A 26,956-nucleotide genomic window follows, 5' to 3' on the forward strand; every position below is an offset into this window, starting at 1 on the left:
TTATTGCAGGATGCTGGCGCCCGGCATGCCGGGCGCTGGCGCGGGGGCCAGGACGATCGGTCCGCTGTCCGCCGTGCACAGCGCCTGCGGCAGGTTCAGGCCCCGGGCCTTCACGTAGGCTTCGTCGCCACGGGCATCGATGGCCATCATGTCGCGCATGCAGAGCTGTCCCGCCTCGACGCAGCGGTTGAGCACGCGGTCGTAGAGATCCGCCTGCACCGGGGCGAAGCGCTGCACCGGGTCGCGCTCGCTCGGCTTGGCCAGTTGCAGGTAGGCGGCGCCGTCGAGCGGTTTGCCCTCGGCGCGGGCCTTTGCCACCCATTGGGCGAAGTCCTCGTTGCCGAGGCCGTGGAACTTGAAGGTCATGCCCGAGAAGCCCGCGCCGCTGTAGTGCGAGCTCATGCCGGGGAACACGCCCGGCCGGTTGATGACCGCGTTCAGCTCGGTCTGCATGCCGGGCATGGTGTAGATCATGCCGGCCAGGTCGGGCACGTAGAACGCGTTCATGGTGGTGCTGGACGTGAGCTTGAACAGGATCGGGCGGTCCACCGGAGCGGCCAGCTCGTTGACCGTGGCGATGCCCTGCTCGGGGTAGAGAAACAGCCATTTCCAGTCCAGTGCCACGACCTGCACTTCCAGCGGCTTGACGTTGGTCGGGAGGGCGCGCGCGGCGTCGATGCGGTCCAGCGGGCGGTAGGGATCCAGCTTGTGGGTGCCGATCCAGGTGAGCGCGCCGAGCGCGATGACGATCAGCAGCGGTATCGTCCAGATCACCAGTTCCAGGATGGTCGAGTGGTGCCAGTCGGGGTCGTAGTCGGCTTCGGCCTGGGCGCTGTTCTGGCGGTATTTCCAGGCGAACCACAAGGTCAGCAGGATCACCGGCACGATGATGACGAGCATCAGCAGCGTGGAGGTGATCACCAGCTGGCCCTGCTGAGCGGCGACGTCCCCCGCCGGGTTGAGGACGCGGGCCTTGTCGCAGCCCGCGAGGCTCACCGCCGCGGCGGCCGCGAGCCAGGCAAGTCCTCGGCTGCTCGGTTTCATGCGTCGCCGCCGGGGCGCGCCAGGGGATGCTGACATGGGAGGGTGGGAGGGCGGAAAATGATGAGTATCAAGAATCGGGAACAACTGTAATGCGGCGGCAAAGAACCACTATCGCATTGGGGACAATGGCGCCGGCCGGCACCCCGGCTGGACGTGCTTCGTGGTTGCCAAACCGCTCGAATCCGTGTGCAATCGGCCCCGAACACGTCACCTCAAGTAGGATTCGCGCATGAGCAGCACCAGTTACACGCATTCACCGGTTGCCCCCGCTGGCGCCCGCGCCAGCGGCCATCACGGCGACGTTTCGCCCAGCGAGGTGGCGGTGGGCGTGATCATCGGGCGCTCGTCGGAGTATTTCGACTTCTTCGTCTTCGGCATCGCCTGCGTGCTGGTGTTTCCGCAGGTGCTGTTCCCTTTTCTCCCCAGGCTGGACGGCATGCTGATGGCCTTCGCCATCTTCTCGCTGGCGTTCATTGCCCGGCCCTTCGGCACCGCGCTGTCGATGGCCATCCAGCGCCGCTGGGGGCTGGCGGTCAAGCTCACCATCGCGCTGTTCCTGCTGGGCAGCAGCACCGTCAGCATGGCCCTGCTGCCCAGCTACGAAAGCGCGGGCGCGGCGGCGATCTGGGCGCTGGTGGTGCTGCGCGTCGGCCAGGGGCTGGCGCAGGGCGGTTCGTGGGACGGCCTGCGTTCGCTGCTGGCCATGACGGCGCCCGAGAACCGGCGCGGCTGGTACGCCATGATCGGGCAGCTCGGCGCGCCCATCGGCTTCATTCTGGCGGCGGCCCTGTTCGCCTACTTCCGCGGCCAGCTCAGCGAGGCTGAGTTCCTCGACTGGGGCTGGCGCTACCCCTTCTGCGTGGCCTTCGCCATCAACGTGGTGGCGCTGTTCGCGCGCCTGCGGCTGGTGGTCGATCCCAGCTACGCCGCCATGCTGGAGCAGCGCGACCTGGAGCCGGTGAAGGTGCGCGAGCTGCTGGATACCGAGGGCGGCACCGTCGCCATCGACTCCTTCGCCGCGCTGGCCGGTTTCGCGCTGTTTCACCTGGTCACGGTGTTCGCGCTGTCGTGGGGCATTACGGTATCCGCTCAGCCGGTGGGCGAGATCCTGTCCGTGCAGATCGCTGGCGCCGTGTGCGCGGCCGTGGGCATGGTGGTGGCCGGCGCGCTGGCCGACCGCTTCGGCCGGCAGGGCATTCTGCTGGGGGTGACGGTGCTGATCGGCCTGTTCAGCCTGGTGACGCCGGTGCTGCTGGCCGGCGGCTCGGCGGGGCAGAACGTCTTCATCCTCGCTGGCTTCATCCTGCTGGGCCTGTCCTACGGCCAGTCCTCGGGGGTGGTGACGTCCAACCTGCCCAGGCGCCTGCGCTACACCGGGGCCGCGATCTCGACCGACGTGGCCTGGCTGATCGGCGCCGCCTTCGCGCCCCTGGTGGCGATGGGGCTGTCGGCCCGCTTCGGGCCGGTGGCCGCCGGCCTGTACCTGCTCTCCGGCGTGGTCTGCACCCTGATCGCGCTGTGGATCGGCCGCAGCGCCAAGCCGCGCGAGTGACGCCCGCGCTGGCGGCGGGCGCCGCGCTGGTTATGCTGGCGCCCCAATGACCACGCCTACTTCCGGTACGCCGACTTTCCTCTGGCACGACTACGAGACCTTCGGCGCCAACCCGCGCCGTGACTGGCCGGCGCAGTTCGCCGCCGTCCGCACCGACGCCGAGCTGAACGAGATCGGCGCGCCGCTGATGCTGTACTGCCGGCCGCCGCTCGACCGCCTGCCCGAGCCCGAGGCCTGCCTCATCACCGGCATCGTGCCGCAGGCATGCGCTGTCAGGGGCCTGCCCGAGCACCGCTTCGCCGAGCACGTCAACGCCGCGCTGTCCGAGCCGGGGACCATCGGCGTCGGCTACAACTCGATCCGCTTCGATGACGAGGTGACGCGCTTCCTGCTGTGGCGCAACCTGCTCGACCCCTACGCGCGCGAGTGGCAGAACGGTTGCGGCCGCTGGGACCTGCTGGACGTGGCGCGCTGCGCGCACGCGCTGCGGCCCGAAGGCATCGAATGGCCGCTGGGCGACGACGGCCTGCCGACCTTTCGGCTCGAAAAGCTCAGCGCCGCCAACGGCCTGGCGCACGGCAACGCGCACGACGCGCTGTCCGACGTGCGCGCCACCATCGCCCTGGCGCGGCTGCTGCGCGAGAAGAACGCCAGGCTGTACGACTTCTGCCTGGCGCTGCGCAGGAAAGACCGCGTGGCGCAGGAGCTGGGCCTGCCCACCACGCTGCGCGAGGCTCGGCCCTTTCTGCACGTCAGCGGCCGCTTCGGCGCCGCGCGCGGCTGCATCGCCGTGATGGCGCCGCTGGCCATGCACCCGACCAACAAGAACGAGCTACTGGCCTGGGACCTGTCGGCCGACCCGTCCGAGCTGGCCGCGCTGAAGGCCGATGAAGTGCGCGCGCGCCTGTTCACCGCCACGGCCGACCTGCCCGAGGGCGTGGCGCGCCTGGCCATCAAGGGCGTGCACCTGAACAAGTCGCCCATCGTCATCGGCAGCCTCAAGACGCTGCGGCCGGAGCTGGCCGAGCGCTGGGGCATCGACTTCGGCGCGGCCGAGACGCACTTCGAGCGTCTGCGCGCGCTGCCCGATCTGAGCGCGTTGTGGGCCCAGGTCTACGCGCGGCCCCCGTCGGATGCCGCGTTGGACGTGGACGAGGACCTGTACGGCGGTTTCCTCGGCGACGCCGACCGCCGCCGCCTGGCGCGCCTGCGTGCGCTCGACCCGCGCGAGCTGGCCGTGGCCCGCACCGGCTTCGACGACGAGCGCCTGCCCGAGCTGCTGCTGCGCTACCGTGCGCGCAACTTCCCCGACACGCTGAACGCGCAGGACGCCGCCCGCTGGGACGCGCACCGCGCCGCGCGCCTGCTGCGCGGCGAAGGCGGCGCGCTCACCGTGCAGGGCCTGTTCGACCGCATCGACGGCCTGGCCGAATCGGTGGAGGACGAGCGCGGCCAGGGCGTGCTGGAGGCGCTGTACGAGTGGGCCGAGCAGATCGCGCCCGAGGAGTGATATGCTATTTAATCGATAGCTGCCAGCGCACGCCCATCAAGCGCTGGAGGCCGATTTGATATAAAAGTCTGTGCAGGCTCAGGCGCCGGCCTCGAACACTTCCAGCAGCCGGTCCAGCCCGCCTTGGTTGATCGCCACCGCCGCCTGCGCGCGCACCGCCGGTTTGGCGTGGTAGGCCACCGACAGGCCGGCCTCGCCCATCATCGGCAGGTCGTTTGCGCCGTCGCCCACGGCGATGGCCTGCCGGGGCGAGATGCCCATCAGCGAGGCCACTTCCAGCAGCGTGCGGCGCTTCTCCGCGCCGTCGCAGATGTCGCCCCAGGGCTGATCGACCATGCGGCCCGTGAGCCGCCCGTGCTCGACCTCCAGCACGTTCGAGCGCGCGAAGTCGATGCTTAAGGCCGCCGCCACGCGGTCGGAGAAAAAGGTGAAGCCGCCCGAGACCAGCAGCGTGGTCAGCCCGGCGGCCTTGGCGGCGGCGATCAGCTCCTTGGCGCCAGGGTTGAAGCGCAGGCGCTCGGTGAACACGCGCTCCAGGTGCTCCACGCCCACGCCCTTGAGCAGCGCCACGCGGCGGCGCAGGCTGTCCTTGTAGTCGGCGATCTCGCCGCGCATGGCGGCTTCGGTGATGGCGGCCACCTCGGCCTTGCGGCCGGCGGCGTCGGCGATCTCGTCCACGCACTCGATGTTGATCAGCGTGGAGTCCATGTCGAAGGCGATCAGTTTGAAATCGCGCAGGGCCAGCGGCGGCGTGATGCCGCGCACCGCCAGGCCCGGGCTGATCTCGCGCGCCTCATGCGCTGAAGTGGTGGTGTTCATCTGCTTTTGATTTGATAGCTGCCAGCGCTTGCCAGGAAAGCGCTGGCGCACGAAAAGACCCTGAATTATCCACGCCCGGGCGCATGCGGCGCCAGCAGGGCGCGCAGCGCCGGCTCCACGGCCTGCATGGGCAGGTGGCCGGCCATCACCAACTGCGCCAGGCCGTGCACCGTGCCCCACAGCGCGGCGCCCAGCGCGTCGCCATCGACGTCGGGCAGATCGTCGGCCTGCTGCATGGCGGCCACGCAGTCGCGCAGCAGCGCCTCGTTGGCGGCGATGAGCGGGGCCGACTCGGCATTGGGCGCCCCGGGCGGGCAGAGCTGGGCGTCGAACACCAGCGCGAAGGCGTTGGGCTGCGCGTGGGCGAAGCCCACATAGGCCAGGCCCAGGGCCAGCAGGCGCTGCACCGGCGCGCTTTCATGCTCCACGGCGGCCTGCTGCGCGTGCAGGAAGCGGCGCATGCATTCGGTGCCCACGGCCTTCAGCAGCGCGTCGCGGTCGGCGAAGTAGTGGTAGGGCGCGGCATGGCTCACGCCGGCGGCGCGCGCCACCTCGCGCAGGCTGAGCTGCGCCGCCGGGCGCGTGGCGAGCAGCCCGAAAGCCGCGTCCAGCAAGGCTTGCCGCAGGTTGCCATGGTGGTAGGGGCGCTCGGACTCGATTGAACTTGACACGAGAAAGATTATAGCGGACACTGCGCCCAAGGCAATCTTTACGACGTCAAGATTGCTGAATCCCCCTCTTCAAAGGAATCCGCCATGACCGCCATCCTCGTCATCGACGCCCACCCCAACCCCGACTCGCTGTGCACCGCGCTGGCCGCGCGCTACGCCGAATCGGCCCGCCAGGCCGGCGCCGACGTGACCGTGCTGGCGCTGCGCGACCTGCGCTTCGACCCCGTCCTGCACCAGGGCTACCGGGGCGAGCAGTCGCTGGAGCCCGACCTGCTGCGCGCCCAGGGCCTGATCGAGGCCAGCGCGCACGTGTGCCTGGTCACGCCGCTGTGGTGGGGGTCGGTGCCGGCGCTGCTCAAGGGCTTCTTCGACCGCGCGTTCCAGCGCGGCTGGGCCTACCGCTACCTGCCCGGCGGCAACCCGCTGGGCCTGCTGGCCGGCCGCTCGGCGCGCGTGCTGCTGACCACCGACTCGCCTGGCTGGTACCTGCGCCTGCTGCAAGGCGACCCGACGGTGAAGCAACTGGTGCGCAGCACGCTGCGCTTCTGCGGCTTCAAGCCGGTGCGGGTGACGCGCTTCGGCCCCGTGCACGGCAGCACGCCGCAGGCGCGTGCCGGCTGGCTGGAGCGGGCCGCCGCCGTGGGCGCGCAGGACGCCGGCCGCCTGGGTCGCCGCGCCGAGCCGGTGGCGTCGGCGGGTTAGTCAGGGCGCCGCGCCTGGGGCGGCGAACGGGAACACGCTGGCCAGCGGCTTGACCTCTGGCAGCACGTAGACCACGCCGACGCTGCGGCTGAACAGCGGGTCGATGTAGCGGTCGTAGAAGCTGGCCGGCACGTTGATGCAGCCGAAGGAGATGCGGTTGTCCGCCACGCCGGGCGAGTCCAGCCGCTGCGTGCGCGCTTCGCCGGGGACGTGGCGCACGCGGTGCATCGAGAGGGCGGCGTCGTAGTCGAGCCAGACGATGTCCTCGCCCTGGGTGTTGCGGCCGGGCTCGGTGACGTAGCGGCCGGCGGAGGTGATCTTCTCGTGCGGCCGCACGCGGGCCAGCGGGCGGGTGCCGATGTCGGCCGGCGCCGCGTCGCCGCGCGCTTGGCCCACCAGCACCGGCGTGCGCGCCACGGCGCGGCCCTGGCCGTCGAACACCCACAGCGCGGCGGCGGGCTTGTCCACGATGCCGAAGGCGCGGCCGCCGGCATCGGTGTGGCGTATCACCTGGGCGGCGAAGTCGATGGCTGCGGCTTCTGCCGCCGGGTCCGGCGGCGCGAAGGTTCCCGCCTGCGCGCACACGGCTGCCAGCGCCAGCAGGGCTGCTGTGAGCAGTGAGCATGATGCGGCGCGGCAGAGCACGATAGGGTACGTTATACCGCACCGATCAGTCACCCCAGTCCTCGCCGAACGGCATCCATTGGCGCGTGGTCCGGGAGGCCGTCCACCGCGCGGGTACGCAGGACGGACGCAAGCTCCCAGAAGATATTTTTTTAAGCAGTGCCTCAGCCGAAAATTTTGTAGAGGTTGTAGAGGCTCAGCAGCGAAATCAGCGTGCCCACAATCGCCAGCAGCAGCTTGGGCGGTGCATGTTTGGTCAGCACCGCCGCGAAAGGTGCCGCGAACAATCCGCCGAACACCAGCCCCGCGATCACCGTCCAGTGCGTGAAACCACCCAGCACCGTGAAGGAAATACCACCGGCAATCGCCAGGAAGAATTCGGCGGCATTTACCGAGCCGATGGTGGTGCGGGGGTACTGTCCACTACCCAGCAAAGACGTGGTCACGACAGGCCCCCAGCCGCCGCCGCCCACCGCATCCACGAAACCACCGGTAAACGCCAAAGGTGCCACGTAGGTGGGTGGATCGGTTTTGATGCGCAACTGTCCCCAGACTTTGGAGAGAATATACAGGCCAATCAGCAGGAGATAGCCGGATATCCAGGGTTTGAGCGTGTTGCCGTCTATCGATGTGACGATGTAGGCTCCAGCTACGCCGCCAATGATGCCGGGAATGAGCAGGCGTTTGAACAACTGCCGGTTGATGTTGCCTAGTTTCCAGTGCGACAGCCCGGAAAATCCTGTGGTGAAAATCTCGGCGATATGCACGGATGCCGAAGCGGCGGCTGGCGGTACGCCGGTCGAAAGCAGGAATGTCGTGGAAGTGACGCCATAAGCCATGCCCAGCGCGCCATCCACGATTTGTGCAACCAGGCCAACGGCCGCCGCAGTCCAGAATCCGTTGCTGGATAAGCCCTCGCCAATTGCTGTGAGCGCATGGTCGGGAATCCATAGATAACCGATTCCCAATATCGTGAGAAATAATAATGGCAGAGTCCGGATCAGCCAGTATTTTGTATCGCGTACCCGCACGGCCAAGCCGGACGTCGGAGAAAAGGAATTTGCCATGATAAATGATTCCCCAAATTGGATTTTAATATACCTCGGATTCTTATGCTATCAGTTGTTGTTTATGCGGAGAAATAATTAATTCCAATATGGTTATGCGGAAAATCCTGCGGCGAAGCAGGGCTGAGTGCGGCAGCGCGAAGATTGGAGAGCAAACAAGCTCCAGCGCTTGGCGGCCTCAAATCTGAAGTGCACCCCCCCCCCTTCAGAATTGAGGCATCCATGACCGAAAGAACCTACGAGCAGCTCAGTGAGATGGAGCGCTACGCGATAGCGCTGGGCCTGCAGCAAGGGCAGAGCCAGAGCGCCATAGCCAGAGCGCTGGGCCGCTCCAAGAGCACCATCAGCCGTGAGTGCAAGCGCAATGGAGGTGCCCAGGGCTACACCTCCAAGTACGCCCAGCAGCGCTGTGACAGACGCAGGCACTTCGCCCGCGCTTTGCCCAAACTGCACCGCGACGGCCCCCTGTTCCCCCTGGTGTGCGCGCATCTGCGCCAGCACTGGTCACCCCAGCAGATTGCAGGACACTTGAAGGCCCTGCACCCCGATGACAAGCGCATGAGAGCGTCACACGAGAGCATCTACACCTGCATCTATGCCCAGCCCAGGGGCGAGCTGAAGAAAGAGCTGGTGTCGTGCTTGCGCATGGCCCATGCCAAACGCTGGCCCCGCTCCAAGGGCAAGGATCGGCGCGGGGAGATCCAGGATTTGATGAGCATCCACGTACGCCCGCCCGAGGTCGAGGATCGCCAGCTTCCCGGCCACTGGGAGGGTGATCTGATCAAGGGGGCGGCCAACGCCAGCGCCATCGGCACGCTGGTGGAGCGCACCACGCGCCTGGTGCTGCTGGTCAAGCTGCCACATCCCAACCCGGCCACGGCCGCGCACGTGCTGCAGGCGTTCAGCGACAAGCTCAATGGCATTGCCAGCCCTATGCGCAAAACCCTGACCTATGACCGAGGCTCGGAGATGGCCGAGCACGCCAGGCTGAGCGAGAACACGGGCATGAGGGTGTACTTCTGCGATCCCCACAGCCCCTGGCAGAGGGGCAGCAACGAGAACACCAATGGGCTGCTGCGCCAGTACTTCCCCAAAGGCACCGATCTGAGCGGCTATACGCAGGAGCAGCTTGATGCCGTCGCCGATGAGCTCAATGGCCGTCCCAGGATGACCTTGGGCTACCGCACTCCGCTTGAGGTCTATGCTCAGCACCTACAACTATTGACCCAGCGCGGGGACTCCGTGCATTGAATCAATGTTGCACTTGGACTTGAATCCGCCCTTGCTGGGAAAGCGTTGGAGGCTATTAAAAGAATAGCGAAGTTTTGGCGGCTTCGATCCCGCGCGCGTTGCGGTTGATTGCGCCTCAGGCGGCCGGCGGCCGCCCCAAACTGCGCAGCACATCCCGCACCATCTGCGCGCGGTCCTTCGGCTCCTTCAGCTCGCGCTCGATGCGCAGCTTGTCGTTGCCCGCCAGCTTGATGTGCCGGTTCTTCTGGATCGGGCCGATGATCGCCATGGGGTCGATCGGCGGGTTGGGCTTGAAGCCGATGTGGATGACACCCGGCGCCGCGTCCACCTTCTGCACGCCGTAGGCCGCGCTTAAGCACCGCAGGCGGTAGCACGTCGATCAGCGTGGCGGCTTGCCGCTCTTGCCCCGCACATCGGGCAAGGCATCGACCAATTGCCCGAAGACCACCGAGTCATGCCGGTTGGCGCCGGTGACGCAGAACATCAGTGGGATGCCCTGGCGGTCCGTGACGAGGTGGCGTTTGCTACCGAGCTTGCCCCTGTCCGTGGGATTGGGGCCCGTGTACGAGCCCCCGGGGTTGGGCACGCTGGCCGCGTCCAGGCTGGCTCGGCTGAAATCCAACCGCCCGGCGCCGCGCAATTCAGCCAACAGCAGCATGTGCAATGGGTGCCCCACACCGGCTTCCTGCTATTGGCGCAGTCGCCGTCAGCAGGTCATGCCACTGACAAAGCCCAACTCTTGCGGCAGCTCTTCCCAGGGGATGCCTGTGCGCAGCACGAACAGGGTGCCGTTCAATGCCTCTCGTCGCTCACTCGCGGGCGCTCGCCCTTGGCCGAGGGCACGAATACCGGCAGCAGCGGCTCGATCTTCTTGAACAGTGCCGCGCTGATCTCTTTGTTTTTACTTCGACCCATGCATCGTCAAACGCTGATCAGGCCGTTGACGATGACCGGGGTGTGTTAGTCGCTCTTAGAGCGTGTTTACGATCTCCTGAGTAGCAGAGCCAGAAACGCCAAGTGGACGAACTGCAAGCTGGTATTGAGCCATCGCTCACAGTTCTTCCATAGCCTGCGGTTTTTCTCCAACCACGCAAAGCTGCGCTCAACCACCCAGCGCTGGGGCATGACCTTGAAAGTGTGCAGCTCGCTTCGCTTGGCAATCTGCACCGTCACATGCTCACCCAGGATGTCCTTGACGCCTTGGGCGAAGGGAGCTCCTGTGTAGCCGCTGTCCGTCAGCACACTTTGCACCCGCCCCAGCGACTGCTTGCAGCGCTTGAATGCCGCAAGCGCTCCTTTGCGATCCGTCACTTCGGCTGTGGTTACCGCCACGGCATGGGGCAGGCCCTGGGTGTCCACCGCGATGTGTCGCTTGATACCCGAGACTTTCTTGCCTGCGTCGTAGCCTTTGAAGCCCGCTGTGTCAGCGTTCTTGACGCTCTGCGCGTCCACGATCAAGAACGCGCTGCAGGCGTTGCGCCCCAGTTTCTCTCGGGCCGCGCCAACCTGATTTTTTTAAAGCCTGCTCCAGCACGCTCACTCCGTGCTGGTCAGGCTCGCTCCACTTGCGCCAGTACGCATAGACGTTGTGCCACTTGGGGAACTGCGGTGGCAGATAGCGCCACTGGCAACCCGTGCGCAGCAGGTACAGCACTGCACAGAACACCTCGTACAGATCGAGCTTGATCGGTTTGGTGCTGCGCCGAACGCTGCGCAGCAGCGGCTCTATCTCGGCAAACTTCTCTCGACTTATGTCGCTTGGGTACGGCTTTCTCTTCACCCAAGGATTGTCGGGGATGAGATCGTAAACACGCTCTTAGGCTTGCACCACCTCGGGTCGGGCTTGGATCAGGTCGCGCACCAAACCACGTCCGACATGGCTGCGTGGCTCGATGTCCAGGATTTTTGCGATTTCACTGCTGGCGGCAGCGATCTCGGCTGCTTTGACGCCCGTCTGGATACCGAGCAGCTCCAGCATCATGGCCAAATCCTCGGTCGGGAAGTTACCCACGGCTCCCACGTCGCCGGGCATCGCGATCCCTCCTCCCAAGCCACAAATCGAAGTCTCGATCCAACTGACGCCAGCTTGAAGTGCAGCAAGAACGTTCGCCGTGGCCATTCCAGACAGATTGTGGACGTGAAACCCCAACTCGATACCTGGGAAACGGTCGAATGCACTTGAGAAGAGTTCGTACACGTGCTTCGGGTCTTCCATGCCCACGGAGCCCGCCAAATAGAAGCGGCGAATGCCTTCCGCATGAAGGCGTGCGAGCATGTCCAGTACCATGCGGCGATCTATGAGGCCTTCATATGGGCACCAGAACGATCCCCCCAACGCCATGACGAATCGGATCGACGCCTGCTGCGCGATCTCGAAAGCCTTGATGGCCTCCTCGGCCGCTTCGTCTAGCGTGCAGTTTTGGTTCTTGCGAAGGTAGGTGGGGCTCATGATGGTAAGGCCCACCATTTCGTCCACCCGCGCCTTCACGGCGCGATGAGCGCCGTACGCATTGGGCACGAGGCCACGGTAAATGATGCCGGGTCTACGCTGGATCAGCTCAAATACCTTGTCCGCATCGGCAAGATTAGGGATCGCCCTGGAATGGGCGAAGCAGGTGACTTCTATGACAGGAAGGCCCGCCGTGCTTAGCCGGTCGATCACCTGAACCTTCGTTGAGGTATCCACCGGCCTTGGAAAGCTCTGAAGCCCGTCCCTCGGGCCGACCTCCACGATCGTGACGGACGACGGGAGCTTCATGTCATCTCCCCGGCGGGCACTCTCACATCGATCCCATGCGCCGCGAGAAATTCATGGGAATAACCGAGTCTTTGCACTAGGATCTCATGGTTATGCTCACCCTGCCGCGATCCACCGTGGCGTACCTTGCCCGGCGTGCGCGAGAGCTTGCCTACGACGTTCTGCATGCGCAACGGACCGCCTATCTCCTCATCGTCCACAGCGACAATACTTTCACGGGCCTGGATGTGCGAGTCCGCGCAGATGTCCGCCACGTCATTAACAGGCGATATGGCTGCCTCGAATGTAATGAATCGCTCCCACAGCTCCGCCATGTCGAATCGCTCGATAGCCGCCTGAAGGGTCTCGTCAAGCGCATCGACATTCGCGATCCTCAGCCGGTTGTCGCGAAACCTCGCATCCCCGATCAGCTCGGGGACTTCCAATGCCTCACAGATCCGCTCGAAGATAGCCTGTGAACTTCCGGCAATCGACACATACTTACCGTCGCGCGTACGGTAGATATTGCGAGGCGCCGCGAAGGGCAGCCGGCTGCCGACACGCTGCTGCACAATTCCTAGTTGGTCGTAGTTCACTACAAACGGGCCAATGAGTGTGAGCAGCGTTTCATAGAGCGCGAGATCGATGACCTGCCCACATCCCGAACGCCGTTGCTCGTGCAGCGCAGTGGAAACGAGAAAAGCCCCCATCAGCGCCGTCGTGGCATCTGCGAGACCGAATCCCGGAAGCAATGGAGGCGTATCAGGTGCGCCATTGATATTGACGAACCCCGCATAGGCTTCCGCCACCGTTCCAAAACCGGGGCGCATCCGGTAAGGTCCCGTCTGGCCGAAGCCGCTGACCCTGAGCATGATGAGCCGGGGATTGATTTTGGAAAGAACGTCGTAGCCCAGCCCCCATCTTTCGATGGTTCCGGGCCTGTAGTTCTCGATGATGACGTCGACATCGGCGGCGAGCTTTTTGACTACTTCCACGCCGAGCGTGCTGCTCAGGTCGAGCGTGATGGACTTCTTGCCGCGATTGACGATCTTGTAGTAGAGGCCAACGCCATTCTTGTTCTCGCCCCAGTACCTGATCTCGTCTCCGCGGCCAGGTCTTTCCACCTTGATCACGTCTGCGCCAAAATCGGCCAGATACATTGACGACATTGGCGCGGCCAGGAGATTCGAGATATCGAGAACCTTCACACCGGCCAGCGCGCCCGATTGGCGTGCCTCGTCAGCCTGCTGCTCTCCTGACTGGATGAATTCAGTCGACACGGATATTGCCTTTCTTGATCACTTCGGTCCAGACCGGCGTGTATGTCTTCATATAGGAGCCGTAGGCATCCGGCCCAAGCGACATGATCTCGAGTTCCATGGCCTGGGCCTTCGACTTGACCTCTGGCGCTTGCAAAGCTTTGATCGCCGCATCGGAAAGCTTCTTCACCACAGTTGCGGGTGTGCCCGCAGGTGCGAGCAGGCCCCACGTACCAGCCGCCACCAAGCCGGGAAAGCCAAGTTCCTGGACGGTAGGCACGTCAGGCATGGAGGAAAGGCGCTCCGCCGAGAGTATGGCCAGGGCTCGTAGCTTTCCGGACCTTACCAGCGGAAGGACAGCGGGCGGTGTATCGGTGACCATGGCTACATGTCCCGCAATCGTGTCGGTCAGGCTTTGGCCGGCACCCTTGTAAGGAACATGGGTGAGCTTGATGCCGGCACGCCCTATGAACATCTCGGAGGCCAGGTGCGTGATGGTTCCGACACCCGAAGACCCGTAGCTCAGGTTTTCTTTCTTGGCTCGGTCGATGAGTTCGAGCAGAGTCTTCGGAGCGGTAGGCGCGTTCGCTGTGACGATGACGAACGCAGTGCGGAAAAGCCCCGCGACGGGCATGAAATCCACTTCCGTGTGGTACTTCGCATTGGGATTGATGGCTGGCAGCACCATCGTAGTTCCCTCCGCGCCCATGACGATCGTGTGGCCGTCGGGTGGAGCATGAGCCACCAGTTCCATCCCTAAGGCCCCACCTGCCCCCGGCCGGTTGTCGACCACGACCGGCTGACCCAATGCCTGTTGCATGCCGTTTTCGATAAGGCGCGCAATCGCATCGCTGCCCGTCCCTGGCGCGGTCGTCACTACCAGCCGGATAGGCTTGTTGGGAAAAGTAGGCCCCTCCTGCGCAGCCGCCGTGGGTAGCGCGCAGGCAAGAAGAATCGCGACAATCCAGTTGCTACGATATGTCATGATTTCCAAACCCATCGAAGAACATTTTGTCGACAGAATACAGGCGACAATAAAGAGCGCCTATAAGGAAAAACCCGTGGCAGATGCTTCCTTCGTCGTCGAACGGGCGCCAAGCCTGGGCGCCCAGGTAACCCAGTACCTCCTCGAGGCCATAGAAGCAGGCAGGATTCGTCCCGGCGATCGACTAGTGGAAACCGATCTCGCGGTGAAACTGGGCATCAGTCGGGCTCCCCTGCGCGAGGCGCTGCGCCATCTCTCAAGTTCTGGATTAGTCGAGCACCGGCCGGGCCGTGGAACCTATATCGCCAACGCGTCGGACGATTCAGTGGAGCAGATGGGCTTGTTCCGGGGCATGCTGGAAGGAGATGCTGCAACTCTGCTGGCGAGCCGGCGACCTACCGATATATTGCGTGAGCTTGCCGATCTCATCCGGCACATGGAAACGCCGGACGTCATCGGTGATCCGTTGCGGTTTGTCGATTTTCATTGGATCTTCCACAGGACTATCTGCATGGGAGCGGACAATGAATACCTGCTTACTTCCTGGGATCAGGTGAGCCGGCAGATCAAGATGTATCTGAACACCCGGCTACACGTGCTGGATCACGGCAGAGTCGTGCGCAACAACCGCGCAGTCTTACAGACACTGGCCAGTGCCGATCCCGCGACGGCAGGGGCGCTAGTGAGAAGTCTCATCATCCGCCAAACCTTTCACGTATTGGGTCGGGCGCTACCCGTTGAGCTTTCCTGCCTCGTGACACTGACCGTGGACAACGAGGGCCAAGTGGTATCTATCTCGCCCTCATGATCCCTTGAAGACTCCACCATGATTGTCGAGTGTGTGGATATGCCCGTCAGCATGCTCTGAGTGACATACGCGCCATCCCGGCTACGTGCCTTGTACGCCACCGGAACTCGCTCACGCAAGCCGCCGCGCGCACCAACGTCTTGTCAAGCCGCTAATGAGCTGATGAAAAAATCCTTGGTGGCATCCTGCTGACTGTAGGCAGTACCCAATCTGTAACACCGTGGCGGGCGCAAGCCAGAGAAGCCGGCTGCTTCACGCCACCTGCGGTCTACCCAAACTGCGCAGCACATCCCGCACCATCTGCGCGCGGTCCTTCGGCTCCTTCAGCTCGCGCTCGATGCGCAGCTTGTCGTTGCCCGCCAGCTTGATGTGCCGGTTCTTCTGGATCAGGCCGATGATCGCCATGGGGTCGATCGGCGGGTTGGGCTTGAAGCCGATGTGGATGACACCCGGCGCCGCGTCCACCTTCTGCACGCCATAAGGCGTCGAGAGCACGCGTAGGCGGTGCACGTCGATCAGCGTGGCGGCCTGCGGCGGCAGCTTGCCGAAGCGGTCGACGATCTCCTCCACCAGCGCGTCGATCTGCTCGCTGGTCTTGGCCGTCGCCAGCTTCTTGTAGAACGACAGGCGCAGGTGCACGTCGCCGCAGTAGTCGGTGGGCAGCAGGGCGGGGGCGTGCAGGTTGATCTCGGTGGTGGCCTGCATGGGGCTGAGCAGGTCGGGCTCGCGGCCGGCCTTCAGCGCCTTCACGGCCTCGGCCAGCATCTCGTTGTAGAGCTGGAAGCCGATCTCCATCATGTTGCCGCTCTGGTTCTCGCCCAGCACCTCGCCGGCGCCGCGGATCTCCAGGTCGTGCATCGCCAGGTAGAAGCCGCTGCCCAGCTCCTCCATCTGCTGGATGGCTTCCAGCCGCTGCGCGGCCTGCTTGGTCAGGCTTTCGATGTCGGGCACCATCAGGTAGGCATAGGCCTGGTGGTGGCTGCGGCCCACGCGCCCGCGCAGCTGGTGCAGCTGCGCCAGGCCGAATTTGTCGGCGCGGCTGATGACGATGGTGTTGGCGGTGGGCACGTCGATGCCGGTCTCGATGATGGTGGAGCACAGCAGGATGTTGTGGCGCTGCGCCACGAAGTCGCGCATGACCTTCTCCAGCTCGCGCTCGGGCATCTGGCCGTGGGCGACGGCGATGCGCGCCTCGGGCAATATCTCTTCCAGCTTCTGGCGCCGGTTCTCGATGGTCTCCACCTCGTTGTGCAGGAAGTAGACCTGCCCGCCGCGCTTCAGCTCGCGCAGCACGGCCTCGCGGATCACGCCCGTGCCCTCGTTGCGCACGAAGGTCTTGATCGCCAGGCGGCGCTGCGGCGCGGTGGCGATCACGCTCAGGTCGCGCAGGCCCTCCAGCGCCATGCCCATGGTGCGCGGGATGGGGGTGGCCGTGAGCGTCAGCACGTCCACCTCGGCGCGCAGGGCCTTCATGGCCTCCTTGTGGCGCACGCCGAAGCGGTGTTCCTCGTCGATGATGAGCAGGCCCAGGTTCTTGAACTGCGTCTTCTCGCTCAGCAGCTTGTGCGTGCCGACGACGATGTCCACGCTGCCGTCGGCGATGCCCTTGAGCGCGGCGGTGATTTCCTTGGCGCTGCGGAAGCGGCTCATCTCCGCCACCTTCACCGGCCACTTGGCGAAGCGGTCCACCAGCGTCTGGTAGTGCTGCTCGGCCAGCAGCGTGGTGGGCGCCAGGAAGGCGACCTGCTTCCCACCCGTCACCGCCACGAAGGCGGCGCGCAGCGCGACCTCGGTCTTGCCGAAGCCGACGTCGCCGCACACCAGCCGGTCCATCGGCTGCGGGCTGATCATGTCCTGCACGACGGCGTGGATGGCGGCCTTCTGGTCGGCCGTTTCCTCGAAGCCGAAGTCGGCCGCGAACTGCTCGTAGTCGTGCGCCGAGTAGCGGAAGGCATGGCCCTCGCGCGCGGCGCGGCGGGCGTAGATGTTCAGCAGCTCGGCGGCGGCGTCGCGCACCTGCTCGGCGGCCTTGCGCCGGGCCTTCTCCCACTGGCCGCTGCCCAGGCGGTGCAGCGGCGCTTCGTCGCCGCTCACGCCGGTGTAGCGGCCGATCAGGTGCAACTGCGACACGGGCACGTACAGCGTGGCGTCGCCGGCGTATTCGAGGTGCAGCATCTCCTGCACGGCGGGCGTGCCGTCGGCGTTTTTCTCACCCAGATCCATGTTGACGAGACCGCGGTAGCGGCCGATGCCGTGCTGCGTGTGCACCACCGGGTCGCCCACGTTCAGCTCGGAGAGGTCCTTGATCAGCGCCTCGACGTCGCTCACCTGCTCCTGCTTGCGGCGGCGGCGCTGGGTGCTGCCGGCGGCGAACAGCTCGGTCTCGGTGATGAAGTCGATGCCGCCTTCCAGCCAGGCGAAGCCCTGCGCCAGCGCGGCGGTGGCGATGCCGGTGGGTTCGCTGCTGGCGCTGAATTCCTCCAGCGAATCGAAGGCGGGCGGGTTCAGGCCCGAGGCGCGCAGGAAGTCCAGCAGGCTCTCGCGCCGGCCGTCGCTCTCGGCCAGCACCAGGGCGCGCCGGGGGCTCGCGCGAGGATTGGAGCGGAGATGGGCGTGCAGGCGCGCCAGCGGGTCGTCGGCGCCGCGCACCACCGTGAGGTCGGGCAGCTTTTGAGCGAACGCGCTTTCGGCCACGTCCTCCACGCCGGGGCGGATGGCGAGCTGCGCGTGCGGCTTGGCGGCCCGGTAGAACTGCTCGGCATCGAGGAACAGCGCCTCGGGCGGCAGCACGGGGCGCTCGGGGTCGCCCTGGGCCAGGCGGTAGCGCTCGCGCGTGTCCTGCGCGAAATGCTGAAAGGCAGATTCGAGATCGCCATGCAGCACCAAAGTTGCGTCGGTGCCGAGGTAGTCGAACACGGTCGCCGTGCTGTCGAAGAACAGCGGCAGGTAGTACTCGATGCCGGCCGTGGCCACGCCGTTGCCCATGTCCTTGTAGAGGCGGCTGCGCGTGGGGTCGCCCTCCAGCAGCTCGCGCCAGCGCTGGCGGAACTTGGTGCGGGCGGCCTCGTCCATGGGGAACTCGCGGCCGGGCAGCAGGCGCACCTCGGGCACGGGGTAGAGGCTGCGCTGGGTGTCGGGGTCGAAGCCGCGGATGGAGTCGATCTCGTCGTCGAACAGGTCCACGCGGTAGGGCATGGGGCTGCCCATGGGGAACAGGTCGATCAGCCCGCCGCGCACCGCGTATTCGCCGGGGCTGACCACCTGCGTGACGTGGGTGTAGCCGGCCAGGGTGAGCTGGCTCTTCAGCGCCGCCTCGTCCAGCTTCTGCCCCTGCTTGAAGTGGAAGGTGGTGCCGGCCATGAACGACGGCGGCGCCAGCCGCACCAGCGCCGTGGTGGCGGGCACCAGCACCACGTCGGCCTGCCGCTGGCGGATGGCCCACAGCGTGGCCAGACGCTCGCTGATCAGGTCCTGGTGGGGCGAGAAGCTGTCGTAGGGCAGCGTCTCCCAGTCGGGGAACAGGGTGGTGCGCAGCGCGGGCGCGAAGAAGGCCAGCTCGTCCATCAGCCGCTGCGCGTCGGCGGCGTCGGCGGTGAAGATGGCGGTCAGCCTGCGCTCGCCGGCCTCGCGGCGCGCCAGCTGCGCCAGCAGCAGCGCGTCGGCCGAGGCGGGCGGGCGGGGCAGGGCGTGGCGTTTGCCGGAGGTGAGCTTGGGCAGGTCCATGGCGAAAATGCGGGTACGGCGGAAACGACGAAAACCCCCGGCCACGACGGACGGGGGTGTGGATGCCATTTTAGCTTTATGAACAAAATAGCCCTCCAGCGCTTATCCGGCAAGCGCTGGCAGCTATGATTAGCATAGTGAACCCGACGACGCGCCCGCCCCGCTGCTTTGCCCTGCTGCCCTGCGCCGGCAGCGGCTCGCGCGCGGGCACCGCGGTGCCCAAGCAGTACCAGCCCGTGGCCGGCGTGCCGATGGTGCGCCACACGCTGGCGGCGTTCGCGGCGGTGCCGCGCATCGCCCGCGTGCTGGTGGTGGTGGCGCCGGGCGATGAGGTACTGGCGGCGGATGCTTCCGTTTCGATAGCTGCCTGCGGTGGCGTGACGCGCGCCGAGAGCGTTTTCAATGGCCTGGCCACGCTGCGCGCGCAGGGCGCGCGCGACGGCGACTGGGTGCTGGTGCACGACGCCGCGCGCTGCCTGGTCACGCCCGCGCAGATCGACGCGCTGATCGACGCCTGCCTGCCCGACGCCGTGGGCGGCCTGCTGGCGCTGCCGCTGCCCGATACGCTCAAGGCCGAGCACGGCGGCCGCGCGGCCGCCACCATCGACCGCGACCACAAATGGCTGGCGCAGACGCCGCAGATGTTCCGCCTGGGCCTGCTGCACGGTGCGCTGGCCGAGCGCGCCGCCACGGGCTTTGCCGGCATCACCGACGAGGCGAGCGCGGTCGAGGCGGCGGGCCTTCAGCCGCTGCTGGTGCGCGGCAGCGCGCGGAACATCAAAGTCACCTATCCAGAGGACTTCGCGCTGGCCGAAGCCGTCTTGAGCGCTGCCCGGCCGCCCGAAGGCGCGAAGGCCCCCCTGGGGGGCAGCGCAGCATGCGAAGCAGCGGAGCGTGGGGGCACTTTGGGGAGCCGAGAGAAATGAGTTGCAACTTCCGCATCGGCGAAGGCTGGGACGTGCACGCCCTGGTGCCCGGCCGCCCGCTGGTGATCGGCGGCGTGCGTATCCCGCACACGCACGGCCTGCTGGGCCATTCCGACGCCGACGTGCTGCTGCATGCCGTCACCGACGCGCTGCTGGGCGCGGCCGGGCTGGGCGACATCGGGCGGCACTTTCCCGATACCGACGCGCGCTTCAAGGGCGCCGACTCGGCCGCGCTGCTGGCCGAGGCCGCGCGCCGCGTGGGCGAGGCCGGCTGGCGCGTGGGCAACGTGGACAGCACCGTTGTCGCGCAGGCGCCGAAGCTGGCGCCGCACATCCCGGCCATGGTGCAGCGCATCGCCGACGTGCTGGGCATTGGCGCCGCGCAGGTCAACGTCAAGGCCAAGACGGCCGAGCGGCTGGGGCCGGTGGGGCAGGGCGCCAGCATCGAGGCGCGCGCGGTGGTGCTATTGTTAAAATAGCTGCTGGCGCTTGACTGGCGGGCACTACAGGCCGATTTGGCTTGAAATCTCAGCGCTTCTTCCGGCGCCCCGGCGGGGCCGGCTGCTCCACCGCCAGCGGCAGGCGGATCAGCGCCATCAGGCCGCCGCTGGGGCTGTTGCCGAACTCCAGCACGCCGCCCATGTTGTGCACCACCTTGGCGACGATGGCCAGGCCCAGCCCGGTGCCGGTGGCCGCGGTGCGCGCGCTGTCGCCGCGGTAGAAGGGCCGCGTCAGGTTGGCCAGCAGTTCGGGCGGCACGCCGGGGCCGTGGTCGCGCACGCGCAGCGTCACCGTCTGCTCGCGCACGGTGGCGGCCATGCGCACCCGCGTGATTTCGGTGCCGGGCGTGCGGCCGTAGCGGCGCGCGTTCTCCAGCAGGTTGCCCAGCACGCGCGAGAGCTCGATCTCGTCGCCCACCACGCGCAGCTCGGGCGCGATGTCGATCTGCACCTGCATGTCCTCGCGCGCCATGAAGGGCTGGGCGCAGGCGCGCGCCAGATCGGCCAGCGGCAGCACCTGCAGGTCGGCGTGGTCGGGCCGCGCGTAGTCGAGGAACTTCTCGATGATGGTGTCCACCTGCGCGATGTCGGCCGCCATCAGCTCGCGCGCCTCGGGGTCGGGCACGCTCATCTCGGTCTCCAGGCGCAGGCGCGCCAGCGGCGTGCGCAAATCGTGCGAGATGCCGGCCAGCATCTCGGCGCGGTCGCGCTCTATTTTTGAGAGCTGGCCGGCCATGCGGTTGAAACCGACGTTGACCTCGCGGATCTCGCGCGCGCGGGCGTTCTCGTCCAGCCGCTCCTGGTAGTCGCCCTCGCGCACGCGCGCGGCGGCGACCGAGAGCTTGCGCAGCGGCTGGTTGATCAGCCGCGCCAGCGCCGCCGCGCCGAGCAGCGACAGCGCGCCCAGCGTGGCCAGCCACAGCAGCCAGGCGCCGCCGCCCAGCAGCGCGCCGATGCGCGAGCGGTCCATCAGCAGCCAGTACGAGTCGCCCTCGATCGAGAAGCCCACCCACAGCCCGGTCTCGCCGTTGACGCTGCCGGCCACCACGGTGCCGGGGCCCAGGCGCGCGATCAGCTCGCCGCTCATGCGGCGCTCCAGCTCGGTCTGGGTGAACAGGTCGAACTTGTCGCCCGGCTCGTGCGGCAGGATGCGCACCTTCTCCTGGTCGGCCAGCGTCTTGATGAGCGAGATGCGCGCGATGGCGTCGGAGTGGATCAGCGCCGCGCGCGAGAGGTTGACCAGCGAGGCCACCTGGCGCGCGTTGTCGATCACGCGCGGCTCGTATTCGAGCGTGCGGAACAGCTGGTACCAGCCGATGGAGGAGCCCAGCAGCAGCAGCCCGATCAGGAAGAAGGTGCGCCAGAACAGGCTGAAGCCGAACGGCCGGCGGCGGCTGGCCTGCTCGGCCTCCTGCTCCAGCGCGGCGTTCATCGAGTCGGGCAGCTCGGCCCGCACGGTCGGCGTGGACTCTTCGGTGTCGAAGTCGGAGGCCGCGCGCGCGGCCTCGGGGCGCGGCGTCAACTGGCGCCGTCGGGCACGAAGACGTAGCCCACGCCCCACACGGTCTGGATGTACCTGGGGCTGGAGGCGTCCTGCTCGATCAGCTTGCGCAGGCGCGAGACCTGCACGTCCAGGCTGCGGTCGAAGGGCTCGAACTCGCGCCCGCGCGCCAGCTGCGCCAGCTTCTCGCGCGACAGCGGCTGGCGCGGATGGCGCACCAGCGCCTTCAGCATGGCGAACTCGCCGGTGGTCAGCGGGATCTCCTCGCCGTTCTTGTGCAGCGAGCGCGCGCCCAGGTCGAACTGGAAGGGGCCGAAGCCGACCGATTCGTTCTCGGCCGACGGCGCGCCCGGCGCCTCCTGCGGCGGGCGGCGGCGCAGCACGGCGTGGATGCGCGCCAGCAGCTCGCGCGGGTTGAAAGGCTTGCCCAGGTAGTCGTCGGCGCCGACTTCCAGGCCGACGATGCGGTCCACGTCCTCGCCCTTGGCCGTCAGCATGATGATGGGCGTCTTGTCGCCAGCGGCGCGCAGGCGGCGGCACACCGACAGGCCATCCTCGCCGGGCATCATCAGGTCGAGCACGATCAGGTCCACGGTGTCGCGCAGCAGCGTGCGCGAGAGGGCCTTGGCGTCCTCGGCGGCGATGACCTCGAAGCCCTCCTGCGTCAGGTAGCGGCGCAACAGGTCGCGGATGCGCGCATCGTCGTCCACGACGACGATCTTGTCGGTACGGTTGGCTGCCTGGTTCATTGAAGTCCTTGGTCCAATTTGTAACAGAGCCATTGTGATCGCGGAATCCCCGGGAAGTTGGGGTTGGCCCCCTCGGCTTTTCACCGTGTTACATCTTTTGCCCGCTGTTGGGGGCCTGCGGCGCGCAAGTGCGCGCCGACTGTGCGATGGTCGCGCGTTGAGTGAAGATCATGAAGTTCAACGTCTTTCTTCGCTGCGGATTGCTCGCCGCGGCGGTGCTGCCGGCGGCAGTTTGGGCGCAGGCCAGCGGCGAGGCCGCCGAGGCCGGCCCGGCCGGCGCGAGCGACCGCGCAGCGGCCGTGCGCAGCGCGCTCTGGCAGGCCATCGAGGCGCATCACCGCCAGCGTGACGCCATGCCCTCGCCGCCCGACCGGCGGCTGACCTCGGCCGAGCTGCAGGAGCTGCGCATCCAGGTGCGGCGCGCCTGGGACCGGCCCGACGCGGCGCCGTCCGTCGGCGAGCAGTCGGCGCAGCGCTGAAGCCGCACAATGCCCTCCCGCGCCGCCTGGTCGGGCGGCGCCCCATCCTCCTCCGTCGCATGAAACCTCGCCTTGCCCTGACCGCCTGCCTGGCCGCTGCCGCGTGCGGCGCCGCCGTCGCCCAGCCTGCCGCCATCGCCCCGCCGCGGAACGTGCTGCAACTGTCGGCCAGCGGCCAGGTGGAGGTGCGGCAGGATCTGCTGACGCTGACGCTCGCCGCCACGCGCGAGGGCGCCGACGCCGCCGGCGTGCAGGCCGAGCTGCGCGAGGCCGTGGACGCGGCGTTGGCCGAGGCGCGCAAGACCGCGCAGCCGCAGCAGATGGACGTGCGCAGTGGCGGCTTCGGCGTGCATCCGCGCTACGGCCGCGACGGCAAGATCGGCGGCTGGCAGGGCCGCGTCGAGGTGGTGCTGGAGGGGCGCGACTTTCCGCGCATCACCCAGGCCGCCGCGCGCGCCTCGTCGATGACCATCGGCAGCCTGGCGTTCGGCCTGAGCCGCGAGCAGCGCGCCCGCGTCGAGGGCGAGGCCCAGGCGCAGGCCATCGAGCGCTTCAAGGCCAAGGCGGCCGAGATCGCCAAGGCGTTCGGCTTCGGCGGCTACACGCTGCGCGAGGTCAGCATCAGCAGCAGCGGCGTGCCGGAGGTGCGCATGTACGCCAGGGCCCAGGCTGCCAGCACGCTGTCGGCCGACGCGCCGGTGCAGCTCGAGCCGGGCCAATCGGTGGTCGAGGTCACGGTCTCGGGCTCCGTCCAGGCTCAGTGAGTCAAGGGTCAAATCGGCCTCCAGCGCTTGCTGGTAGAGCGCGGGAAGCTATTAATAATATAGCAATCCCTTGGCGCACGCAGCCGCGCGGGCTTTGTCTTACGATGGCCGGGTCAACCATTCCCAAGCCGACATGACCGCGCCGACCCTGCACCACGTCACCTGCCCCGACGCCGCCGGCGGTCACCGCATGGCCTGGTGGCAGTGGGGCGACGCGCGGGCGCCGCACCTGGTGGTGTGTGCGCACGGTCTGTCGCGGCAGGGCCGCGACTTCGACGTGCTGGCCCGCGCGCTGCTGGCCCGCGCCGCCGGGCAGGGCCGGCCGCTGCGCGTGGCCTGCCCCGACGTGGCGGGCCGGGGCGAGAGCGACTGGCTTCCCGACCCGATGGGCTACCAGTTCCCCACCTACGCGGCCGACATGCTGGCGATGCTGGGCGCGCTGCACCGGCAGGCCGCCATCGGCCCGCTCGACTGGGTCGGCACCAGCATGGGTGGGCTGATCGGCCTGACGCTGGCCGGCGCGCCCGGGCTGCCGCTGCCGGCGCCCATCCGGCGGCTGGTGCTGAACGACGTCGGCCCCGCCATCGAATGGGCAGCGCTGGCGCGCATCGGCCAGTACCTGGGCAAGGCCGGCACCTTCGCCACCGTGGAAGAAGCCGCCGCCGCGCTGCGCGCGGTGTCGCAGGGCTTCGGCCCGCACACCGACGCCGAGTGGATGGCCCTGTCGCGCCCCATGCTGCGCGCCCTGCCCGAAGGCGGCTGGCGCCTGCACTACGACCCGGCCATCGCCGTGCCCTACGCGACGATGACGCGCGAGGCCACGGCGCAGGGCGAGGCCGCGCTGTGGCAGCTCTACGACCAGGTGCGGGCCGAGACGCTGGTGCTGCGCGGCGCCGACTCCGACCTGTTGTCCGCGGCCACCGCGGCGGCGATGGGCGAGCGCGGCCCGCGCGCCGCTGTGGTGGAGTTCGCCGGCGTCGGCCACGCGCCCACGCTGGTGGCGGCGGACCAGGTGCGCGCGGTGCTGGACTTTCTGTTGCCTTCAGAGAGGGGGGCAGCCCTGTCATGAGCGCTCCGTCGGCTCTCGACGCGGCGCCTGCCCAGCGCCTGACCGATGCCGCCGGCCCGGCGGACGCGCCCGGCATCCGCCAGCGCGCGCGCGCCTTCGCCGAGCCGCTGATCAGCGGCGAGACCACCAGCTCCGGCGAAGGCGTGCTGGCCCATGCCGACGCGGCGGCCGACATCCTGGCCGAGATCGGCGGCTCCGAGGCCATCCAGGCGGCGGTGTACCTCAGCTACGCCTGCGGCCAGCTCAGCCGCCCGGACGAGGTGATCGGCAAGGCCTTCGGCGAGAGCTTCGCCCGGCTGGCGCTGGAAACCCACAAGCTGGAGGCGGTGCAGAAGCGCTCGCGCGCCCGCCGGCAGAACCACGCGGCCGATTCCGAGCTGGCCGGCCAGCAGACCGAGTTCGTGCGCAAGATGCTGCTGGCCTTCAGCCGCGACCTGCGCGTGGTGCTGCTGCGCCTGGCCTCGCGCCTGCAGACGCTGCGCCACTGCGCCGCCGTGCGCCGGCCGCCCACGCCGGGGCTGCTGCGCGAGTCGCACGAGGTGTTCGCCCCGCTGGCCAACCGGCTGGGCATCTGGCAGATCAAGTGGGAGATGGAAGACCTGGTCTTCCGCTTCCAGGAGCCCGACACCTACAAGCTGGTCGCCTCGTTGCTGGAGGAAAAGCGCGTCGAGCGCGAGGCCGCGCTGGAGCAGCGCCGCGCCGAGATCGAGCAGGCGCTGCGCGCCCAGGGGCTGAACGCCGCCGTCAGCGGCCGGCCCAAGCACATCAGCAGCATCGTGCGCAAGATGCGCGGCAAGGGGCTGGACTTCGGCCAGGTGTTCGACGTGCGCGCGCTGCGCGTGCTGGTGGACACGGTGGACGAGTGCTACGCCGCGCTCGGCTGGGTGCACCAGCGCTACACCCAGGTGGCGGGCGAGTTCGACGACTACGTCGCCCGGCCCAAGGTCAACGGCTACCAGTCGCTGCACAGCGTGGTGCGCGACGAGGACGGCAAGGCCTGGGAGATCCGAGATCCGCACGCACCAGATGCACCAGCACGCCGAGCACGGCGTGGCCGCGCACTGGGCTTACAAGGAGGCCGGCACCAAGGGCTACGCCGGCGTGTCCGCCGCCAGCGGCTACGACGCCAAGATCGCCGTGCTGCGGCAACTGCTGGCCTGGGAGCGTGACCTCTCCGGCGGCAGCGCGCACGTCGGCCTGTTCGACGACCGCATCTACGTGCTGACGCCCGAGGCTTCCATCGTCGAGCTGCCCGCCGGCGCCACGCCGGTGGACTTCGCCTACAGCGTGCACACCGACCTGGGCCACCGCTGCCGCGGCGCGCGCGTCGACGGCGCCATGGTGCCGCTGAACACGCTGCTGGCGAACGGCCAGACGGTGGAGATCGTCGCCGCCAAGGAGGGGGGGCCCTCGCGCGACTGGCTCAACGCCGACCTGGGCTACCTGGCCTCGTCGCGCGCCAGGACCAAGGTGCGCGCCTGGTTCAACGCCCAGCACGTGCGCGAGAACGTCGCCCGCGGCCGCGAGATGGTCGAGAAACTCTTGCAGCGCGAGGGCCGCACCGCTGTGTCGCTGGAGCACCTGGCGGGCGAGCTGGGCTTCAAGACCGCCGACGCGCTGTTCGAAACCGTGGGCAAGGACGAGCTCTCCCTGCGCAGCATCGAGGCCGTGCTGCACCCGCCCGCGCCGGCGCCCGATGCCGACGCGCAGGTGCTGCTGCGCAAGCCGCGCGGCGGCGGCGGCGCGGGCGGCGTGCTGGTGGTGGGGCTGGACTCGCTGCTGACGCAGACGGCGCGCTGCTGCAAACCGGCGCCGCCGGACGAGATCGCCGGCTACGTCACGCGCGGGCGCGGCGTCAGCGTGCACCGGCGCGACTGCCCGGCCTTCCGCGAGCTGCTGGCGCGCGAGCCCGAGCGCGTGATCGACGTGGACTGGAGCCAGCCCGCCACCGGCCACGCGCCCGCCTACCCGGTGGACGTGGCGGTGGAGGCGGTGGACCGCCAGGGCCTGCTGCGCGACATCTCCGACGTGTTCGCGCGCGAGAAGATGAACGTCATCGGCGTGCAGACGCAGTCCGTCAAGGGCTGGGCGTGGATGACCTTCACCGTCGAGGTGAGCGACACGCGCCGGCTGGCGCAGGTGCTGGGCATGGTGAAGGACGTGGCTGGTGTGCGGGTCGCCCGCCGACGCTGATCTGCTATAGTCGCGGGCTCGAA

22 protein-coding genes and 3 pseudogenes are annotated in these 26,956 nt (G+C 67.7%); 11 read left to right on the forward strand and 14 right to left on the reverse strand.

Annotation, left to right across the window (positions count from 1 at the left end; translation table 11 throughout):
- Nucleotides 1-1,044 (reverse strand): ubiquinol oxidase subunit II, encoded by a 1,044-nt coding sequence (cyoA, locus tag QM772_RS16090; RefSeq protein ID WP_415138229.1) that lies wholly within the window; start codon nucleotides 1,042-1,044, stop codon nucleotides 1-3.
- A 229-nt stretch (nucleotides 1,045-1,273) separates the two neighbouring features.
- Between cyoA and QM772_RS16095 the strand changes: the two genes are divergently transcribed.
- Nucleotides 1,274-2,596 (forward strand): MFS transporter, encoded by a 1,323-nt coding sequence (locus QM772_RS16095; RefSeq protein ID WP_415138231.1) that lies wholly within the window; start codon nucleotides 1,274-1,276, stop codon nucleotides 2,594-2,596.
- Between the two features lie 46 nt (nucleotides 2,597-2,642).
- Complete coding sequence (gene sbcB, locus QM772_RS16100) at nucleotides 2,643-4,106, forward strand: exodeoxyribonuclease I (protein WP_415138233.1); 1,464 nt, start codon at nucleotides 2,643-2,645, stop codon at nucleotides 4,104-4,106.
- Nucleotides 4,107-4,184: 78 nt separating this feature from the next.
- Here the strand turns inward: sbcB and serB are convergent, their stop codons facing one another.
- On the reverse strand, nucleotides 4,185-4,925 hold the full coding sequence (gene serB / locus QM772_RS16105; RefSeq protein WP_415138235.1) for a phosphoserine phosphatase SerB: 741 nt from the start codon (nucleotides 4,923-4,925) through the stop codon (nucleotides 4,185-4,187).
- A 65-nt stretch (nucleotides 4,926-4,990) separates the two neighbouring features.
- Nucleotides 4,991-5,596, reverse strand: coding sequence for a TetR/AcrR family transcriptional regulator (locus tag QM772_RS16110; RefSeq protein WP_415138237.1), 606 nt, complete (start codon nucleotides 5,594-5,596; stop codon nucleotides 4,991-4,993).
- 84 nt (nucleotides 5,597-5,680) lie between these two features.
- On the opposite strand from QM772_RS16110, the gene QM772_RS16115 reads away from it, so the two are divergent.
- Complete coding sequence (locus tag QM772_RS16115; RefSeq protein ID WP_415138239.1) at nucleotides 5,681-6,298, forward strand: NAD(P)H-dependent oxidoreductase; 618 nt, start codon at nucleotides 5,681-5,683, stop codon at nucleotides 6,296-6,298.
- On the opposite strand, the gene QM772_RS16120 is transcribed toward QM772_RS16115, so the two are convergent.
- Both QM772_RS16120 and QM772_RS16125 read right to left on the reverse strand, forming a co-directional pair.
- On the reverse strand, nucleotides 6,299-6,883 hold the full coding sequence (locus QM772_RS16120; RefSeq protein WP_415138241.1) for a L,D-transpeptidase: 585 nt from the start codon (nucleotides 6,881-6,883) through the stop codon (nucleotides 6,299-6,301). It abuts the gene before it with no gap.
- Nucleotides 6,884-7,086: 203 nt separating this feature from the next.
- On the reverse strand, nucleotides 7,087-7,989 hold the full coding sequence (locus QM772_RS16125) for a sulfite exporter TauE/SafE family protein (protein ID WP_415138243.1): 903 nt from the start codon (nucleotides 7,987-7,989) through the stop codon (nucleotides 7,087-7,089).
- 222 nt (nucleotides 7,990-8,211) lie between these two features.
- On the opposite strand from QM772_RS16125, the gene QM772_RS16130 reads away from it, so the two are divergent.
- Complete coding sequence (locus QM772_RS16130; protein WP_415133647.1) at nucleotides 8,212-9,240, forward strand: IS30 family transposase; 1,029 nt, start codon at nucleotides 8,212-8,214, stop codon at nucleotides 9,238-9,240.
- Between the two features lie 115 nt (nucleotides 9,241-9,355).
- On the opposite strand, the pseudogene QM772_RS16135 reads toward QM772_RS16130, so the two are convergent.
- The 6 genes and pseudogenes from QM772_RS16135 to QM772_RS16160 form a co-directional block, all read right to left on the reverse strand.
- Nucleotides 9,356-9,635: pseudogene (locus tag QM772_RS16135) on the reverse strand (hypothetical protein); the annotation flags it as partial.
- Nucleotides 9,629-10,155 (reverse strand): annotated as a pseudogene (locus QM772_RS16140) (IS5 family transposase); the annotation flags it as partial. The pseudogenes QM772_RS16135 and QM772_RS16140, both read right to left, overlap by 7 nt.
- Nucleotides 10,156-10,221: 66 nt before the next feature.
- Nucleotides 10,222-11,020, reverse strand: a protein-coding gene (locus QM772_RS16145; RefSeq protein WP_415136166.1) for an IS5 family transposase whose coding sequence is annotated in 2 segments (ribosomal slippage) — nucleotides 10,222-10,755 and nucleotides 10,757-11,020 — 798 coding nt in all. Because the reading frame shifts where the segments join, the coding sequence is not laid out codon by codon here.
- Nucleotides 11,021-11,056: 36 nt separating this feature from the next.
- Nucleotides 11,057-11,998: a hydroxymethylglutaryl-CoA lyase gene (locus tag QM772_RS16150; RefSeq protein ID WP_415138245.1), complete on the reverse strand. Its 942-nt coding sequence runs from the start codon at nucleotides 11,996-11,998 to the stop codon at nucleotides 11,057-11,059.
- Nucleotides 11,995-13,257 (reverse strand): CaiB/BaiF CoA transferase family protein, encoded by a 1,263-nt coding sequence (locus tag QM772_RS16155; protein WP_415138247.1) that lies wholly within the window; start codon nucleotides 13,255-13,257, stop codon nucleotides 11,995-11,997. Before QM772_RS16155 ends, QM772_RS16150 begins: the two co-directional genes overlap by 4 nt.
- Nucleotides 13,247-14,236 carry a Bug family tripartite tricarboxylate transporter substrate binding protein gene (locus QM772_RS16160; RefSeq protein WP_415138249.1) on the reverse strand — a complete coding sequence of 330 codons (990 nt, stop codon included), beginning with the start codon at nucleotides 14,234-14,236 and terminating at the stop codon, nucleotides 13,247-13,249. The genes QM772_RS16155 and QM772_RS16160 overlap by 11 nt, the downstream gene beginning before the upstream one ends.
- On the opposite strand from QM772_RS16160, the gene QM772_RS16165 reads away from it, so the two are divergent.
- The gene (locus QM772_RS16165) at nucleotides 14,220-15,029 is read left to right on the forward strand and encodes a GntR family transcriptional regulator (RefSeq protein ID WP_415138251.1); all 810 of its coding nucleotides are present in this window, start codon (nucleotides 14,220-14,222) and stop codon (nucleotides 15,027-15,029) included. The genes QM772_RS16160 and QM772_RS16165 overlap by 17 nt on opposite strands.
- A gap of 252 nt (nucleotides 15,030-15,281) precedes the next feature.
- Here the strand turns inward: QM772_RS16165 and mfd are convergent, their stop codons facing one another.
- Nucleotides 15,282-18,752, reverse strand: coding sequence for a transcription-repair coupling factor (gene mfd / locus QM772_RS16170; RefSeq protein ID WP_415138253.1), 3,471 nt, complete (start codon nucleotides 18,750-18,752; stop codon nucleotides 15,282-15,284).
- A gap of 125 nt (nucleotides 18,753-18,877) precedes the next feature.
- On the opposite strand from mfd, the gene ispD reads away from it, so the two are divergent.
- Nucleotides 18,878-19,678, forward strand: coding sequence for a 2-C-methyl-D-erythritol 4-phosphate cytidylyltransferase (gene ispD / locus QM772_RS16175; RefSeq protein ID WP_415138255.1), 801 nt, complete (start codon nucleotides 18,878-18,880; stop codon nucleotides 19,676-19,678).
- A complete protein-coding gene (gene ispF / locus QM772_RS16180) occupies nucleotides 19,675-20,157 on the forward strand; it encodes a 2-C-methyl-D-erythritol 2,4-cyclodiphosphate synthase (RefSeq protein WP_415138257.1) in 483 nt (160 codons plus the stop codon). The genes ispD and ispF overlap by 4 nt, the downstream gene beginning before the upstream one ends.
- A gap of 49 nt (nucleotides 20,158-20,206) precedes the next feature.
- Here ispF and QM772_RS16185 read toward each other — a convergent pair whose 3' ends face one another.
- Together QM772_RS16185 and ompR are read right to left on the reverse strand one after the other, a co-directional pair.
- Nucleotides 20,207-21,610, reverse strand: a complete 1,404-nt coding sequence (locus tag QM772_RS16185) for an ATP-binding protein (RefSeq protein ID WP_415139628.1) — start codon at nucleotides 21,608-21,610, stop codon at nucleotides 20,207-20,209.
- A gap of 86 nt (nucleotides 21,611-21,696) precedes the next feature.
- Nucleotides 21,697-22,428: a two-component system response regulator OmpR gene (gene ompR, locus QM772_RS16190; RefSeq protein ID WP_415138259.1), complete on the reverse strand. Its 732-nt coding sequence runs from the start codon at nucleotides 22,426-22,428 to the stop codon at nucleotides 21,697-21,699.
- 170 nt (nucleotides 22,429-22,598) lie between these two features.
- On the opposite strand from ompR, the gene QM772_RS16195 reads away from it, so the two are divergent.
- From QM772_RS16195 to QM772_RS16210, 4 genes and pseudogenes are all read left to right on the forward strand, one after another.
- Complete coding sequence (locus QM772_RS16195) at nucleotides 22,599-22,907, forward strand: hypothetical protein (RefSeq protein WP_415138261.1); 309 nt, start codon at nucleotides 22,599-22,601, stop codon at nucleotides 22,905-22,907.
- Nucleotides 22,908-22,966: 59 nt separating this feature from the next.
- Nucleotides 22,967-23,671, forward strand: coding sequence for an SIMPL domain-containing protein (locus QM772_RS16200; RefSeq protein ID WP_415138263.1), 705 nt, complete (start codon nucleotides 22,967-22,969; stop codon nucleotides 23,669-23,671).
- A gap of 133 nt (nucleotides 23,672-23,804) precedes the next feature.
- Nucleotides 23,805-24,740, forward strand: coding sequence for an alpha/beta fold hydrolase (locus QM772_RS16205; RefSeq protein WP_415138265.1), 936 nt, complete (start codon nucleotides 23,805-23,807; stop codon nucleotides 24,738-24,740).
- Nucleotides 24,737-26,933, forward strand: a pseudogene (locus QM772_RS16210) (RelA/SpoT family protein). Before QM772_RS16205 ends, QM772_RS16210 begins: the two are co-directional and overlap by 4 nt.
- The last annotated feature ends 23 nt before the right edge of the window (nucleotides 26,934-26,956 follow it).

Source organism: Ottowia sp. (assembly GCF_047601385.1).
Classification (GTDB): Bacteria; Pseudomonadota; Gammaproteobacteria; order Burkholderiales; family Burkholderiaceae_C; genus Ottowia.

What these genes read in the sequence shown, in the direction of transcription:
- cyoA (WP_415138229.1), bottom strand. Translation starts at nt 1,044, where the DNA reads ATGAAACCGAGCAGCCGAGGACTTGCCTGGCTCGCGGCCGCCGCGGCG.
- QM772_RS16185 (WP_415139628.1), bottom strand. Translation starts at nt 21,610, where the DNA reads ATGAACGCCGCGCTGGAGCAGGAGGCCGAGCAGGCCAGCCGCCGCCGG.
- QM772_RS16200 (WP_415138263.1), top strand. Translation starts at nt 22,967, where the DNA reads ATGAAACCTCGCCTTGCCCTGACCGCCTGCCTGGCCGCTGCCGCGTGC.
- QM772_RS16195 (WP_415138261.1), top strand. Translation starts at nt 22,599, where the DNA reads ATGAAGTTCAACGTCTTTCTTCGCTGCGGATTGCTCGCCGCGGCGGTG.
- ispD (WP_415138255.1), top strand. Translation starts at nt 18,878, where the DNA reads ATGATTAGCATAGTGAACCCGACGACGCGCCCGCCCCGCTGCTTTGCC.
- QM772_RS16095 (WP_415138231.1), top strand. Translation starts at nt 1,274, where the DNA reads ATGAGCAGCACCAGTTACACGCATTCACCGGTTGCCCCCGCTGGCGCC.
- QM772_RS16125 (WP_415138243.1), bottom strand. Translation starts at nt 7,989, where the DNA reads ATGGCAAATTCCTTTTCTCCGACGTCCGGCTTGGCCGTGCGGGTACGC.
- ompR (WP_415138259.1), bottom strand. Translation starts at nt 22,428, where the DNA reads ATGAACCAGGCAGCCAACCGTACCGACAAGATCGTCGTCGTGGACGAC.
- sbcB (WP_415138233.1), top strand. Translation starts at nt 2,643, where the DNA reads ATGACCACGCCTACTTCCGGTACGCCGACTTTCCTCTGGCACGACTAC.
- mfd (WP_415138253.1), bottom strand. Translation starts at nt 18,752, where the DNA reads ATGGACCTGCCCAAGCTCACCTCCGGCAAACGCCACGCCCTGCCCCGC.
- QM772_RS16115 (WP_415138239.1), top strand. Translation starts at nt 5,681, where the DNA reads ATGACCGCCATCCTCGTCATCGACGCCCACCCCAACCCCGACTCGCTG.
- serB (WP_415138235.1), bottom strand. Translation starts at nt 4,925, where the DNA reads ATGAACACCACCACTTCAGCGCATGAGGCGCGCGAGATCAGCCCGGGC.
- QM772_RS16165 (WP_415138251.1), top strand. Translation starts at nt 14,220, where the DNA reads ATGATTTCCAAACCCATCGAAGAACATTTTGTCGACAGAATACAGGCG.
- QM772_RS16205 (WP_415138265.1), top strand. Translation starts at nt 23,805, where the DNA reads ATGACCGCGCCGACCCTGCACCACGTCACCTGCCCCGACGCCGCCGGC.
- QM772_RS16150 (WP_415138245.1), bottom strand. Translation starts at nt 11,998, where the DNA reads ATGAAGCTCCCGTCGTCCGTCACGATCGTGGAGGTCGGCCCGAGGGAC.
- QM772_RS16130 (WP_415133647.1), top strand. Translation starts at nt 8,212, where the DNA reads ATGACCGAAAGAACCTACGAGCAGCTCAGTGAGATGGAGCGCTACGCG.
- QM772_RS16160 (WP_415138249.1), bottom strand. Translation starts at nt 14,236, where the DNA reads ATGGGTTTGGAAATCATGACATATCGTAGCAACTGGATTGTCGCGATT.
- ispF (WP_415138257.1), top strand. Translation starts at nt 19,675, where the DNA reads ATGAGTTGCAACTTCCGCATCGGCGAAGGCTGGGACGTGCACGCCCTG.